General features: G+C 41.7%; 15 protein-coding genes and 2 pseudogenes. 13 read left to right on the top strand and 4 right to left on the bottom strand.

Going from position 1 to position 14,866, the window contains the following annotated elements; all coding sequences use genetic code 11:
* The first annotated feature begins 283 nt into the window (after positions 1-283).
* The 6 genes and pseudogenes from C7R94_RS22580 to C7R94_RS22555 all read left to right on the top strand — a co-directional run bounded on the left by C7R94_RS22580 (position 284) and on the right by C7R94_RS22555 (position 6,138).
* Positions 284-769: a hypothetical protein gene (locus C7R94_RS22580; protein WP_106784928.1), complete on the top strand. Its 486-nt coding sequence runs from the start codon at positions 284-286 to the stop codon at positions 767-769.
* A 38-nt stretch (positions 770-807) separates the two neighbouring features.
* On the top strand, positions 808-3,327 hold the full coding sequence (locus C7R94_RS22575) for a hypothetical protein (protein ID WP_106784926.1): 2,520 nt from the start codon (positions 808-810) through the stop codon (positions 3,325-3,327).
* 287 nt (positions 3,328-3,614) lie between these two features.
* On the top strand, positions 3,615-3,884 hold the full coding sequence (locus C7R94_RS22565) for a hypothetical protein (protein ID WP_106784921.1): 270 nt from the start codon (positions 3,615-3,617) through the stop codon (positions 3,882-3,884).
* A gap of 168 nt (positions 3,885-4,052) precedes the next feature.
* Positions 4,053-4,259 (top strand): annotated as a pseudogene (locus C7R94_RS31110) (YhjD family protein); the annotation flags it as partial.
* A gap of 156 nt (positions 4,260-4,415) precedes the next feature.
* Positions 4,416-5,132, top strand: a complete 717-nt coding sequence (locus C7R94_RS22560) for a restriction endonuclease (RefSeq protein WP_106784919.1) — start codon at positions 4,416-4,418, stop codon at positions 5,130-5,132.
* Positions 5,133-5,166: 34 nt separating this feature from the next.
* On the top strand, positions 5,167-6,138 hold the full coding sequence (locus C7R94_RS22555; RefSeq protein WP_233220636.1) for a thermonuclease family protein: 972 nt from the start codon (positions 5,167-5,169) through the stop codon (positions 6,136-6,138).
* Between the two features lie 230 nt (positions 6,139-6,368).
* On the opposite strand, the gene C7R94_RS22550 is transcribed toward C7R94_RS22555, so the two are convergent.
* Both C7R94_RS22550 and C7R94_RS22545 read right to left on the bottom strand, forming a co-directional pair.
* Positions 6,369-7,076, bottom strand: coding sequence for a hypothetical protein (locus tag C7R94_RS22550; RefSeq protein ID WP_106784916.1), 708 nt, complete (start codon positions 7,074-7,076; stop codon positions 6,369-6,371).
* 159 nt (positions 7,077-7,235) lie between these two features.
* Positions 7,236-8,495: a helix-turn-helix domain-containing protein gene (locus C7R94_RS22545; RefSeq protein WP_106785079.1), complete on the bottom strand. Its 1,260-nt coding sequence runs from the start codon at positions 8,493-8,495 to the stop codon at positions 7,236-7,238.
* A gap of 348 nt (positions 8,496-8,843) precedes the next feature.
* On the opposite strand from C7R94_RS22545, the gene C7R94_RS22540 reads away from it, so the two are divergent.
* The 4 genes and pseudogenes from C7R94_RS22540 (at position 8,844) to C7R94_RS22525 (ending at position 11,389) form a co-directional block, all read left to right on the top strand.
* Complete coding sequence (locus C7R94_RS22540) at positions 8,844-9,047, top strand: helix-turn-helix transcriptional regulator (RefSeq protein WP_106784914.1); 204 nt, start codon at positions 8,844-8,846, stop codon at positions 9,045-9,047.
* A gap of 204 nt (positions 9,048-9,251) precedes the next feature.
* Positions 9,252-9,323 (top strand): annotated as a pseudogene (gene rpsI / locus C7R94_RS22535) (30S ribosomal protein S9); the annotation flags it as partial.
* Positions 9,324-9,448: 125 nt separating this feature from the next.
* Positions 9,449-10,165, top strand: coding sequence for an N-acetylmuramoyl-L-alanine amidase CwlD (cwlD, locus tag C7R94_RS22530; protein WP_304533971.1), 717 nt, complete (start codon positions 9,449-9,451; stop codon positions 10,163-10,165).
* Between the two features lie 111 nt (positions 10,166-10,276).
* Positions 10,277-11,389 (top strand): P-loop NTPase, encoded by a 1,113-nt coding sequence (locus tag C7R94_RS22525; protein ID WP_106784910.1) that lies wholly within the window; start codon positions 10,277-10,279, stop codon positions 11,387-11,389.
* A 49-nt stretch (positions 11,390-11,438) separates the two neighbouring features.
* Here the strand turns inward: C7R94_RS22525 and gerD are convergent, their stop codons facing one another.
* Positions 11,439-12,098, bottom strand: a complete 660-nt coding sequence (gerD, locus tag C7R94_RS22520) for a spore germination lipoprotein GerD (RefSeq protein WP_106784908.1) — start codon at positions 12,096-12,098, stop codon at positions 11,439-11,441.
* A 123-nt stretch (positions 12,099-12,221) separates the two neighbouring features.
* Here gerD and C7R94_RS22515 point away from each other — a divergent pair, with 123 nt between their 5' ends.
* Positions 12,222-12,809: a KinB-signaling pathway activation protein gene (locus tag C7R94_RS22515; protein ID WP_106784905.1), complete on the top strand. Its 588-nt coding sequence runs from the start codon at positions 12,222-12,224 to the stop codon at positions 12,807-12,809.
* 26 nt (positions 12,810-12,835) lie between these two features.
* Here C7R94_RS22515 and pdaB read toward each other — a convergent pair whose 3' ends face one another.
* Positions 12,836-13,606: a polysaccharide deacetylase family sporulation protein PdaB gene (gene pdaB / locus C7R94_RS22510; RefSeq protein ID WP_047074658.1), complete on the bottom strand. Its 771-nt coding sequence runs from the start codon at positions 13,604-13,606 to the stop codon at positions 12,836-12,838.
* A 125-nt stretch (positions 13,607-13,731) separates the two neighbouring features.
* Between pdaB and C7R94_RS22505 the strand changes: the two genes are divergently transcribed.
* Positions 13,732-14,385, top strand: coding sequence for a stage II sporulation protein M (locus C7R94_RS22505; protein WP_106784902.1), 654 nt, complete (start codon positions 13,732-13,734; stop codon positions 14,383-14,385).
* A 115-nt stretch (positions 14,386-14,500) separates the two neighbouring features.
* Positions 14,501-14,734 (top strand): hypothetical protein, encoded by a 234-nt coding sequence (locus tag C7R94_RS22500; RefSeq protein ID WP_012684012.1) that lies wholly within the window; start codon positions 14,501-14,503, stop codon positions 14,732-14,734.
* Positions 14,735-14,866: the final 132 nt, after the last annotated feature.

Genomic DNA, 14,866 nt, shown 5'->3' with positions numbered 1-14,866 from the left:
TTGATGAAGTTTGGTATTCAATGCCGAAATCGACACATGACTTAAATACATTTGAATTATCCCACTGTTCAGAGGAAACTTTCGTAAAGCATTGAATAAAGTATTAACAACTGTCTCTAAAGCATATAATTTCGTTTTCTGAATAGAATACTTGCCCATTTGGAAATAATATTGTAGCATAGTGAATGTTGTGTGTTTTTAATGAGAATTACTTTTAATTCACTTTGCATTGTATTATATTCAAGTTAATAAAGTGATTTATCTGTGAGAGGAGGAGGGAAATATGGACACGCAATATATTTCCGTATTTAAGGTACATGAATATGTTACTGACGCTCCGCCCTCCACAGTTGGAATACAAGATCGAATTATTGCCCAGAAGGTAATTTATTTAGCCAATGAGTTAGGTATAAATTGTGGGGATTTTATATGGTCTTGGTACAAGAAGGGACCTTATTCACCAGCCCTTACAAGAGTTATGTATGCAAACCAAACCATTAATGCTGATGAAATGGCTTCATATGTATTAAGGGATGAGTCTAAACAAGCTCTCAAGCCTCTTAGAGAGATTACAAATAATAAACCCAAAGAAATTAGAATACATGATTGGCTTGAACTTCTGGCATCAGTACACTATATATTTTGGTATTGGAAATGCAAAGATTACAATCATGTGGCGAATGAATTAATCTTACAGAAACCTAGATTCTCAAGAGAACAAGTAAAGGTCGCTTATTATGCAATGGATAAATATGGCTTCTTGACTTAAAATAGGTCAAGAAGTTTTTTTTTAAGGAGGAAATGCTTTTGGACTTTCAGCAGGTTGTTCGCAATTGGAATTCGCTAATTAATGAATTGGAACGTCTGGATAGCATGTATTCTAGTTTTAGTGAAACTGATACAAGATGTAAAATAATCGATCCTATTATTAAAGAAGTTTTTGGGTGGCAGGAAGATACTATAACAAGAGAGCCAAAGATTTCTGCTGGGTACATTGATTACTATTGCGAAAGTTCAAAAAATAAATTTGTATTAGAAGCAAAAAGAACGGGGGTTCCATTTCGTATCCCAAGAAATCAGGAGCGCTTGATTTCGAAGACCCTTGAGAAAAGTTGCCCTGAATTATTTGAGGCGATTGAACAAGCAAGAAGTTATGCCAGACAAAAGAACTGTCCTTTTTGTATTGTTTCAAATGGATTGAGCCTAATTTTTATTAAAACATACCCAGCAAACGATAAAACGATAGATGTTATTTCATACAATGGAAAAGAAAGTATTGAGAAGAGCTTACATATTATTTATTCACTTATTTCCCCTTATTCTTCTTCAAGTGAACAGTTATTCCTAGAAGCATTGTCTGCAAGCGGGGAAATTAGAAATGAGCCGCAATTTAGAAAAACAATTTTAGGTACGCATTATTTTCAAAACCGTTTGCAAGATTTTAATGCATTAGCTAGTATTTTAAGACCTTTATTGCATAAGTATTTTGGAGAGGTCACAAATGTTAAAGAACATGAACGTGATAAGTTTATGCAAGAAGTGTACTGTGTAACCAATAATTTGGACAATTATGGGGATGAGTTAAAGATATATTTGAAAAACAGAATCCCTTTTTTCGGTAATCCTGTTAAGCAGGTTATTACTACTAAGGATTCATCAGGTGATTTTGGACAAGATTTGAAAATGGAATTTCAGAAAGATAGTGGTCACGTTTTCTTGCTCCTAGGTAATGTTGGTGCAGGAAAAACTACATTTATGCACCGTTTTTATTCACTTCTTTTAGAAGAGGTATCAAAGAGGCAACTTGTTTGGATACACATAGATTTTCTAAAATTAAAAAAGTCCGGAAAAGCTTTACATGATTTTATTAATGACAGTATTATGAGTGTTATTAACGAAAACTACCAGGACTTAGATTTGACCAGTTTAGAAGCTCTATTGAAAATATACGAAGATGAAATCTCACGCTTGAAAAAAGGTAGATGGAAGTTAATTTTATCTATGGAAGAAAAATTGAATGATAGATTACATGACTTCTTAGAAGAGAGGGAGTCTGATTTACCTAATCATATTAGAAGAATCTTTAACTACATACAACAAAAACTTAATAAAGTCATATGCATTGTTTTTGATAATGTAGACCAGCTTGATACGAAAATACAATTGGAAATTAGTCACTACGCTTTTGCAGAGGCGGAAAATTCCAAAACTTTGATTGTTGTTTCTTTAAGAGATGAAACATTTTGGAATATCCGAACTAGGTTACCTATTGATGCCTTTAGCAATTTTACTCATTACCAAATAATTCCCCCAGAGGCTACTCAATTAATTCAAAAACGAATTTCGTACACAAAAAATTTGTTAGGAACCCAACAAGTTAATTTTGATGTTAGACGTGCTGGGAAACCTATTGCAGTTTCGGTAAGAATTAAAGATGTATTTGAAGTATTAGACAATACGATATCGACACAGTATACAAAGGGAATTATTGAAAATCTGTCCAGCGGAAATATGAGACAAGCATTGGAATTGTTTAGAGATCTTGTTACTTCAGGTCACACGGATGTATCAAGATTCGTAAATAATATGGTTTTACAAGAGCGACCCAAATTATATAGACCAGACGAAGTATTAAAGAGCCTTGCACTAACAGATTATGTGATATACAATTCCGAGAAATCGAAAATAATAAATTTGTTTACAATTAATAAAGATGGATTCTTTAGTCACTTTGTTACAATTAGGATATTGCAAGTCCTTCGTGATTTATACCATCAATCTTTCGGGCATGATCTCGGGGAAGGATATGTACCAATATCGAGATTACTTCAAGATTTGTCACCCTATGTAAAAGATGAGTCTGCTCTAAGACTGTGTATAATTCCATTACTACGTTATTTTCTAATTGATAGTGACATCGGATCGAGAAGACCAGATGAAAATGAACAAAACTATTACGATGAAGTTAAGCTACTTCGAATAACTCCTGCCGGAATTTACTATCTTGATGAAATTATGTATTCTTTTGAGTATTTAGAGCTAGTGCTGCACGATACCCCAATTTGTAATGAAGAAAAGTTTTCCGAACTAAGTTATACCCTTAATTCGTTAAGAACTAATCACTTGGAGCGATCAGATTACTGGAAAACAAGAATTAAAGCGGTTGAATTATTTGTTTCATACCTTGGCGAACAGGAAGATAATGATCAAGCATATCTTGAGCAAGTCGGACTACAAACAAGGTGGGGTAAAATAGTGCCGAGGATTCGTTCTGAAATTAGCAAAAAGATAGAAGAAATTAAAGCACGGAACAATATAACTGCATAGAAATAATATAGAGAAAGAAAAATTTATTAAAATGCCTCCTTGATGGGAGGCATTTTTAATTGCATGTTCGTAATTTGTTCGTATATAATACGAACAAACGTTCTTGTTGAGGGTGATTACTATGGAAAGAATCAACGCTGTAATCGACAGCCAACTCCAAGCTGTTCCGGTTTTAACCCCCAAACATCTCAAAGCCATAAGCATAATCCACACAGGAGTGAGTCCTTGTTGTGCTCCTGACATTCTACGGGATCTGATAGAGGCTGGATTGGTGGAGGAGATTACAAATGAGTTTGCTTTATGAGAATCACTACGAGGAAGTCATGACCCCGTTACCACCGGTTGATTCAGACGTCTTGGCTGAAATGAATGTCATTATTTACGACTCTGTTCGAAAAGACTTTGCGATCGCCGTCAGCTGGCTTGATGAGTGTATTCGGCGAGAATGGGGAGTGGTCAAGGATATCGACCGAATTGAGAACAAGATCAAGCTTGTTCGAATCGATGGTGTATGGTGGGTGCCCTTGGAAAAAATGCTGCAGGTAGAGCGGGTGTAGCGACAATGATTCAACCTGACCAATGGCGAGATACTACACGAAACGATCCTATACGGCATGCTTTTTAAGGCAATCGCCCTTGATGCAGAAAGCCTTAATCAGGATCAGCTCAAAATGTCATACCGCCCCATGCTCGATACCGTATCGATGTAGGCAGAGCGAAAACACCACGAATATCGGAGCCAGTTTGGGAGGATGGGTGGGAAAATTCATATCCAAAGGACAACTGATAGTTTTCTATACTCTGTAGTTGTGACTGTCGGTGGCCGACAAGAAGAATGTCTCTATAACGTGTCGCATTTAAAAGCTGAATGCCAAGTTCGCCTTAACAATTATTTATACGACGCCAAGCAGCAAGCGAATGGGCGTGCATAGTATATAGCGAAGGATTACAACAGCGAACCTCCCCACCCATTCAAAAATAAGGGTGGGTTTTTGTTATTTTGTATATTTGTGTATAATTGTTTCGTTTGTTAGAAAATAGGGAATTAAATATGCTGAAAGAACTATTTTTGAAAGGGGACTGTACTTTTGGCACGAAGAAGGAAAAAGGGAGATGACCCGATAAGCCAGTTGGTCGGACTGCTTTCTTTATTTGCATTTGGCGGGGCATATTACTATACAAATTCATTTATCATAGGTGGAATTGCTTTTGCTGCTGTAATGGGTGCTGCTCTTTGGATTTCTATTGCTCAGAGCGCAAAAAGAGAAGAGCGATTAAGGAAATCAGGAATACGCGAAATAGACAAAATGGATGGCCTACAATTCGAACAATACCTTGGACTGCTTTTTCGTTCGCAAGGGTATAAGGCAGAAGTAACACGTGCTTCAGGAGACTTCGGAGCTGATTTGATATTGCAAAAGAATGGCACTAAAACAGTTGTCCAAGCTAAGCGCTACTCTAAAAACGTTGGGATCGAAGCAATTCAGCAAGTCGTTGGGGCAATGAAACATTATAGTGCATCGGGTTCGTGGGTAGTAACTAATAGAGACTTCACAGATGCTGCTTATAAGCTGGCTGCCTCTAACGGGGTAAAATTGATTAATCGCGAAGCACTCATTGAAATGATTCTCCTGATGAACCCTACAGCAAAACCAGACCCTAAAAAGGTGATCGCACAATTCCAATCGAAAACACATATCTGCGACAAGTGTGGTAGCCAGATGGTCTTGAGAAAAGGAGCAAAAGGTGAATTCTATGGCTGTAAAGGGTATCCGAAATGCAGAAACATTAAAGCAGCTCGGTAAAATCTAATACGTCGGGATATTAGGGGGACTTATTTTGAAACTTATAAAGATATTAGGATGGATTTTTGTACCTTACATAATGGTATTTGTTGATTGGAAACGGCTTGGTAAAATTGGTAAGCGTGTAGGGGCAACATGGGCCATATTAGCATTAATCATTGGGATAGCTGGCAGAGATACCAATAATAAACCAAATCCAAGTAATACAACTGAAACGGCCAATGTAACATCTGCAGCAGTAAATTCACCGAAAACAGAGGCGGTTAGTTTCTCTCAAAATGTAACCATAGATCAGCAGGGAGTTTCGGCTTCGGCTACCGATGTAAATACTACTCAGAATGCACAACGGATTCAAGCAAAGGTCCTGGAAGTGGTAGATGGAGATACTATCAAAGTAAAAATAAACGACAAAGAAGAGACTGTACGTTTGCTTCTAGTCGATACTCCTGAAACGAAGCACCCTAAATACGGAGTACAACCATTCGGTAAAGAAGCGAGCGACTTCACGAAGCAACTCCTTACTGAAAAGACAGTGGAGCTAGAACAGGATGTAAATAATGGTCCTGACAAATATGGACGACTTCTCTACTACATTTATGTAGATGGTAAATCGGTTCAAGAGCAATTGCTGGAAAAGGGGTTGGCACGCGTCGCTTATGTGTACGTACCTAATGTGAAATATGTTGAACAGTACCGTAAAATTCAAGAACAAGCTCAAAAAGCCGGAGTTGGAATTTGGTCAATTGAAAACTACGCCCAAGAGGATGGGTACCATTCGGATGTTGTGAAAAAGAACGAATCGGAGCCCATTACAAGCACCGTGGCTACCCAAACCTCACCAAAGCCTAATCCCCAATCCCAACCAGCTCCCCAGCCAGTACAGGAAGTGTATTATGCTAACTGCAGTGAGGCAAAAGCAGCAGGCGCAGCTCCTCTATATAGAGGTGAGCCTGGGTACAGAGAGAAGTTAGATCGTGACAAAGACGGAGTTGCTTGTGAAAAGTAAGATTTAAGCCTTCTCATTTGAGAGGTATTCTAGGGCGTATCAAAATCAATTGTCACTGGCGAGAATCGCGATTAGGTTTACATTCAGCCTCAAATTAAAGCACGCGTCAAAATGCGGAACTGGACAAAGAGCGGCATGCTACGCTCACCAGTATTCGTCGATTTATTTTAGCTAGCTAGTAAAAACCCGTCCCTGTTTTGAGGGGACGGGTTTCTTTACTAATACCTATACTATTGCTTTTCCCACTTGCCGTTTTCCAGCACGAACTTTACAGCCGTGTTCGATCCGTCCGCGTACTGCCTCAGTATGTACAGACTTTCGCCGGACTCGTGCAAATGGATTTGAGGCTTTTTATCGCCTACCTCGGTTTTAGTCAGCGCTCTGACCTCTTGGTACAGGTCTGGATCAATATCAAAAACCTCGCCTTTGTTAATTGGCGCGTATCCATCCAAGTCTACGCCAGTGTCAGCAGCGATTTCCGTAGCTCGTTGGGCGAGTAGATTGTTGTGTGCTTTCGCTTCTTCTTGCGCCTCTTCGTCGCTCAACTTGACGAATTTCCAATCAGTCGGATTATATGCGACTGTATCCTCCGAATATTCGGCATCGGTCTGTTTCCTGCCTACCGTCTCAAAGTGATCCGTTTCGACTTTATACCTGATCTTGTGTCCATGCACATCAGTATATGTGCTTGACGCCCTGACAGAGCCTTCCGCGTCGTCTACGTGTTCATCGCCTTTATACAAGGTTGATTGCGTTGACAGCTTTGCTTGCGGGTCATCGTTGAGTGTTGTAGCGTAAAACTTTATCGTGTAATCCTCTTTTGTCGAACTCTGGATAGTCACATATGATTCATACTCTGTAATTTTTGCAGACGCGCTATTTCCGACAAGCAGCAGCGCACCGATGCCCGCGAGGACAAACGTAGCCTTTTTATACATTATTTTACACCCTCCCATAAAATTTAGTTTCTACCAGTCCGGTTCGGCACCATACCATATGACTAGGTGTTCCGGTTGACTTAGTGACATTGACGGAATTGCTGTGACGAGGAAAGCAAACGTGAGTATGAGTAGCTTCTTTTTCACGAGCAGCACCTCCTATTCCTTTATGCCCTCATTATGGCAGAATCTCTCAATTATTTCCATGTTTTCGAAAGAAAAAGCCCTTTGTTGCAGCCGATGATGTTTTAGGAAGAGTCCCACGCCCTCTATTACTTTGTCGGACGCGCCTAGCTGTCGGTAGTAGCTGATACATTGCAGAAGACTCTCGAATCCTTCCTCAACGTGTCCAATCGCGAGCTGACATACCCCTTTGCGCTTGTAGTATCGCGCAGCCTGTTTGATCCGGTACGGGTGAGCGAGAATGTCTGAAGGTAGGAACTGATCTTCAGAGCCAATCAGCTCTTTTATTAGGATGTCATTGCCGCTTTCCAGATAGACCTCTAGGAGATCGCTGATAATGGTCGCGCGGCTGTCCTTCCCTGCTTCTGCGAGACACTGTTCGTAAAGTCTCATAGCATCCTCGTGCTGCCCTTTTTTGGCGTGCAGAAGCGCTCGCAGGTGGTTCTTTCGGTAATCTGCGTATTCGCTATTTTCATACTCTTTTAGATACAGTTCGGCTAGGATCAGATCGCCAAGACTCAGGTATGAATTGACAATCGAAATGAGGGCCGAGGCTTTGGGCTTATTGTCCGTACCGTCTTCGCGAATCCCTTTCCCGCAAAATTCGATACTCTCCCCGTAGTAGCCTAAGATATACGCGTGCGTCCCCATTCGATAGTAAAAGGTAATGCGCTCCATCGGCAGTAGCATATCGATGTAGTGCAGCAATTCCTTTCCTCTGCGGTAGGTTTCCTCAAACCGCGAAAAGTCGTCCCTTTCAAGCATGTAGCGATCATAGAGGCTCTTTCCGAGATATAACGGGACGCCGCGCTTCCTCGCGTAATCAATAATCACCTCATGCAATGCCAGCGTAACGGCCCGATCCTTCGCGTCGTTTGTCGCCTGTAGTAGATGATCCAGCGCTAGAAAAGTATCCATTTTCGGCGTTTCTAGTAGCTTTAAAGCCACCTGTTGAACCACTGGCGGGTAATTAAGCTCAATCGCCTCTTTCAGAAGTAATTGAATTGTCGCAGGTCTTTCCGTGGTGTCCAGATATGCGGTGATCACATCGACAGACGGGATTTTGATTGCGCTTGCGATCTTTTTCCATAGGGCAAACCCTGGTCGCTTCGTTTCCCCTGATTCGATCTTGGAAAGTGTTGTCTTACTAATGTCTGTGCGCTCTGCAAGCTCATTTAACGATATATTTTCCCGTTGTCGGTAGGCATGGAGTAAATCTCCGATTTCCATGAACATTGGATGCCCCCTAAAAAAATTTATCGTTTTTAATTTTTTTAATGATATCACACACAATAGTATTTGGTAATAGTTTCCTTTCCGATATTTGTAAACAGCTAAAATCCTGCATACTGTGATATAATCCCACCCTTGAAACAGATGCGCGTCCCTAGAAACTTCTCTTGCAGCCTCATACATAAACACTCCTTAAAATCATGCAACATCCAATCGTAAACACAAAATGTAAATACTTGGCAATAATAGTAAGTATACTACGTGTATTTTAATTAGCCAAGTAAAATGGATGATTAAAAATTCACCAACAACCTAAGATAGGAGTAAAGGAATTAAGGAGCGTTCTCCGGTTTGAAACTATTTGACGCAAGAAGAGAAAAGAAATTGTCTCAGGAAAAAGTAAGTCGGATTGTAAATGTGTCTCTCAAGCACTACCAGAATATCGAATATGGGATCACAATACCCACGGTTACAATAGCCTTGCATATCTGCGAAGTCTTCGACATTGATCCTAGGGAAGTTGATGAATGGAAAGACCGTCGGCAACCAACGTAAAAAAGATTCAACTTTTCTTAGCAGCAGATCGGTTATCCTCCCATCGGTATTCCAGATCGATATAATGAGAGCCCTAGAACATAATCTCTAGGACTCTCGTCGTGACCATATTTTGACCATATTTCTATCAGAAAGTATCTTAAATAAACGGAACCTAAGTTGTAAATCTTCCTATTAATATGCAGAAACCTTAGTGAATCGATACCAACAATGAAAGAGCGTAAGAAATACGGCTTGAAAGCAGCTCGTCGCGCACCTCAATTCTCCAAGCGCTAATTGCTGTTCGATACAAACCCCTTGTCTGTTCGCAGGCAGGGGGTTTTTCCTTTTCACAAACGGGTATATTTGTCCATGTTTGTCCATAAGATGGAACGAGAATGGGACAAAGGGGACGATACACTGTGACACGAAAAGGAGTAGGCTGGATATTGGCTTTTGCAGTACTCATGCTGTTGTTCACCTACGAATCACCGGATCGCTCTTCCTGGCAGGCATGGTCGCTGCCGCTGACAGGAACGGTAATAGCAATTGACCCAGGGCATGGGGGGAAGGACGGCGGTGCAGTTTCCAAAGCCGGAGATGTGGTTGAAAAGGAAGTAACGTTAGCCATCAGCATGTACTTGCGGGATTTTCTTCAGCAGTCAGGAGCGTTTGTGGTCATGACGAGGGAAGAGGACAAGGATTTGGCGAGTCCGGATGCTGACCAGCTACGAAAACGAAAAGCAGAGGACATTCGAAACCGGGTGAAGCTGGTCAATGACAGTTCACCGGATTTCTTGGTCAGCATCCATGTCAATTCTATCCCTTCTCCGAAATGGTCAGGAGCACAGACATTTTACTCCCCCACCTTCAAAAAGAGTGAAGAAGTTTCTTTTCTGATACAAGATGAAATCAAACGGGTGATCGGTTATACAGATCGGGTTCCGAGTAAGACGAACAATGTGTTCTTGATTAGGGAGGTTAACTGCCCGGCCGTTTTGGTAGAAGTAGGATTTGTCAGCAATACGGAGGAGGCAAAGCGACTTCAGAGCGTTGAATACCAAAAGGCTATGGCAAATGCCATTTATCAAGGGATACTGCGTCAGTACTCGGGAGAAAAAGCGCCAATTACACCTTGAGAGGGCGGTGGTCGTGTTCCGACCGCCCGAATATGCTATAATGAACGCGCATACGCTGTAGATATACCAGCATGAAAATGTTTGAAAAGATTATAGATGAGGTGAACCAGAATGTTGACCAAAGAACAGGTTCTCGAAGCACTACGCGATGTAAAAGACCCTGAAATTAATCGTAGCTTGGTCGAGCTCAACATGATTCGGGATATCCATATTGAAGACAAGACAGTAAGCCTTACGGTCGTTCTGACGATTTCGGGCTGTCCGCTCAAAGCCAAGATCGAGGACGATGTCATTGCAGCTGTAAAAGCGCTAGGAGCCGAAGAAGTACGCCTGCAATTCGGTTCGATGACAGACGAGGAACGTGCGGCTCTGTCTGCTCAGCTTCGTAAGAACCAAGGTGGGCAAACACATAACATGACACCGGGACAAGCTCCCCTTTTGAACCCGATCTTGGCGAAGGATTCGAATACGACCTTTATCGCGGTCACTTCCGGAAAAGGTGGCGTCGGAAAATCGACGGTGACAGTGAATCTGGCTGTTGCGCTCGCGCGTTTAGGAAAAAAAGTGGGCATTATCGATGCAGACATTTACGGATTTAGTGTGCCCGATATGATGAATATTGAGCAACGTCCAACCGTGATTGGCGAAACCATTCTGCCTGTTGAAAAGCAAAACGTAAAGGTTATGTCTATGGGCTTTTTTGTGGAAGACAACTCTCCGATCATTTGGCGTGGCCCTATGTTGGGGAAAATGCTGCGTAACTTTTTCACAGAAGTGCACTGGGGCGAAGAATTGGACTACCTTTTGTTAGACTTGCCTCCAGGAACGGGAGATATGGCCCTCGACGTGCACACCATGATTCCACAAAGCATGGAGATTGTGGTAACGACTCCCCATGCTACTGCAGCGTTTGTAGCAGCTCGCGCTGGCGCTATGGCAAAGCGGACTGGTCATGAAATCCTCGGTATTGTGGAAAATATGGCATGGTACGAAGCAAAGGATGGTTCGAAAGAATACGTATTCGGACGTGGGGGAGGAGCTAAGCTTGCCGAGACATTGGCATGTGAGCTGCTCGCTCAAATTCCGCTGGGACAACCGGATAATCATCCATCTGAACCTGATTATTCCCCATCTATCTATGGAGAAAAGACGGAAATTGGTAAGCTTTACATCGATATGGCCAAACGTGTTGTAGAAAAATGCGGAGAAGCTGTGAAACGATAAAAATGTACGTAAAAAAAGGTGGGCTCTATAAAAGAGCTCACCTTTACGTTTAGGAAGAACTGCCGCCGCCGCCTCCTCCGCCGGAATCGCCGCCGCCGCCACCATCGCCACCTTCTTTTCCTTTCCCTTTTTTCTTTGGCTTGAGCTCCTTTGGTTTTGTCATGTCCTCAGATACTTTGGTCATGATCTTCATGAGTTCAGCTTGGAACAAAGGGCTTTGCAAGGAATCCTTCATCACCTGCATAGTTTGTTGACGATAGGCTGAGCTTTTCATGAGGTCCATCAAATTTTTCTCAAACTCAGGGTCTTTCATTACGCTAATGAGCTCTTTTTGGTATTCAGGGTCCTTCATAAGGTCCTTCATAAGCGTTTTTTGCTCGTTTTTCATGGATTTCGCCATGGCGCTAGCGAACTTGGGATCTTTAAACGCCTCTTTAATGTGCGTACTATTTGGATTGGTCATGCTTTGAATCAAGGTGGTTCGCACAGTGGACTCGTCCAACATCAGGCTCTGCTTGAACTTTTCATCCTTCATCATCTTACTTACTGATTGCTTCGCTTCGTCCGTCTGCAATATGTCCAGCACCATGTCTTTGACGCTTTTATAATCAGGCTGAGACGAACCTTGCGCTTGTCCGCCACCCCCGCAACTGGTGAGCACAAGACAGACAAGAGCGGTTAACCAAAAAGACATCGTCTTTTTTCTCATGGGGTGGACACCTCCTTCTTTACTCTGCCTACAAGTAACGTGTGCATTTTGTTTTGTTCTTACGCTAGTATTTTCTTGTATCCATTGGTACAATCATATTCGATGGATGGGAGGGAATACTTGGTGAGTTTGCGTAAGTATGGATGGCTTTTTATTACCACACTCTTGCTTGGGGGATTAGGTGGGATCCTGGTTGCCCTTATTTTTGATTTGGACAAGCTGCTCGGGGGAAGCACCGGTAACTTTTTTGTCGGCTTGTTCATGTATTTACTGTATGGAATGACCATTAGCATTGTGGCTCAGATGGGTTTTTTTGCGTATATGACGATTAATTATTTCGCCAAAACAATATTTAAAACAGCTTCCTTGTGGAAAAGCGTCCAAGTATTTCTTATTTTGTTTGTCTTTTTCGACATGATTTATCTTCGATATACATCCTTCGGTGAAGGAAAAGGATTTGGCCCGTACTTTATTGAGCCAACGCTATTATTAATTGTTGCTATTGTTACCGCTTATGGAAAAGTAAGTCTGACCAATAAATCTGCATGGATACCGACGACCTTCTTTATGTTTGTCGTTACGGCATTGGAATGGATTCCGGCATTGAAAGAAGATAATGTTCGTGCAACGTTATCCATGCTCGTCCCACTATTGTTTTGTAACGTCTGGCAAGTCATGCAATTGCACCGTTTGGTAAAAAGAGAAAGCTGACCCGATGAAGGTCAGCTTTTTTTGTTTCAGTGAATTTCTTTGCTGTCTACACTTGTACCCGAAATGAGTTCGGATACTGTAACGAATTCATACCCATCCTTGCGAAGTCGATCAATGATCACAGGCAGGGCAAGATGTGTATCTTTCGCAGAATCGCTCGCATGCATCAGGATGATGTCTCCTGGATGAGCTTTTGATAATACATTATTGATAATCACATCTGTTCCCGGATTGGTCCAATCTTTTGAGTCCGTATCCCATTGAATGACGGAATAACCCATGCGATTCGCGATTTCTAGCACTCGTTTGTCAAAATCACCATTTGGCATCCGAATGAGCGTTGGTTTTTTTCCAGTCATTTCGGTTAAAATGGAGTCTGCTTTAGCCATTTGGGAGCGAATTTCTTCATCGGAGTATTTGGTGTAGTTATCATGCTTGTGACCGTGCGAACCAATTTCTAAGCCATCCTCTTTGATTCGTTTCAAGATGTCCGGATGTCGTTGACTCCATGGGGAGGAGAGAAAAAAGGTCGCTTTGTTTACCTTTTTTTCTTTCAACACATCCAGTATAGGTAATGCTCGTGTCTCTCCCCAGCTGATGTCAAAGGTAAGGGCGATTTTCTTTTCTTTGGTGTCGACCTTATAAATAGCTTGGGGGGCTTGCGTGCTGGCACCTTCAGCAAATGCAGCAATGGAATCGCGTTCCGCATAACCAATTCCAGCAGTGAGTACGATGGCCGCGAAGATAATTAAGATTTGCTTTAATCGTTTCGCGCTGATCACGTAAATAATTTTCATGGATAAGCACCTCCTTTGTCCGATAACAGTTTATGCAGGGAAGACAAGGATATTCTTTGGCCTGTTGGCTATTGTTGAGGTACAATGCATATAGTGAATTATGAGGCAGTAAAGGGGTGTGGTGCATGGGCAATCGATTGCGGCATTTATGGCTTGATAACCGAAAATATTTCTTCGCCGCATGCTTATTATTTTTTGGTGGTGCTTTGATTGGTTATTTTCAAGCACCGCTTGTTGAAGAGATGGTCGGTAAAATGATGGGCCAATTAAAGGAAATTGCTGAACGGATAAAAGATAACGGCGGCGGACCTTTAGCGGTATTCTGGATGATTTTTTCTAATAATGTTTTCAGTGCATTGATGATGATGGCGCTGGGAATATTGTTTGCATTCTTTCCCATAATTGGAATGCTCACGAATGGAGTGCTGCTTGGATTTATCCTTTTCCAATACAGCGGGATTGGAGTAAGTCCATGGCTTATTTTTAGTGCAGGGATTTTGCCTCATGGAATTTTTGAGCTCCCAGCTATCCTGTTTGCAGCGGGAGTTGGTATTCGTTTAGGGGTGCTGAGTTTACGCTCAGTGGGAGTTCTAATCCAACCACAAAAGCTGGCACAATTGAAAAATGACTGGTACGATACACTCAAGCAATTTCCAATAGCGGTTTTGACTGTGGTCGTTCTGTTATTTGTCGCTGCCATTGTGGAGAGTACGATTACTCCAACTATTCTTAAGGAAACAGTGGGCCAACAACTACAGCAATTGAACTTACTGAAATAATTCAGATTTGTGAACAAATTGAAGTCTTCCTAAACGGAGGGCTTTTTATTTTGAATAGGGCTGAATTTTGATGGAAAGGATAGAGGAGAGACTCGTAAGGCGGAGGGCGATATCGTTGCTAGGGTTTTTGTTTAATACGAAAGAAGTCCAGGAACTAGAATACTTGTTAAAACGTGAGCTGGAAGAGATGCTCCTTGATTTTAGCGATAAACGAATTGATCATCTAGTGAAGCGAGCCATGGAGGAGAGGTATTCCATCATGTTTCGTATGTACGCAAGAATCGCCTCTCCCAATGAGTTATCCAAGTATGTCAGACGCAGAAAACTCGGGGAGGAGCATTATACTTAAAAACTTTTTTAAAAAACATATTGACTCAAAGATAGGTAACGTGATAGATTAGTTCTTGTCCTTAAGACGCCATCACAAATAACGATGAACATTGAGGACAGGAAATTGCTCCTTGAAAACTGAACAGCGAAA

It is taken from the genome of Brevibacillus sp. NRRL NRS-603, from assembly GCF_003013445.1.
GTDB classification, from domain to species: domain Bacteria; phylum Bacillota; class Bacilli; order Brevibacillales; family Brevibacillaceae; genus Brevibacillus; species Brevibacillus formosus.
Note: the sequence above shows the minus strand (reverse complement) of the source record. Positions and strands in the feature narration are given on the sequence as shown.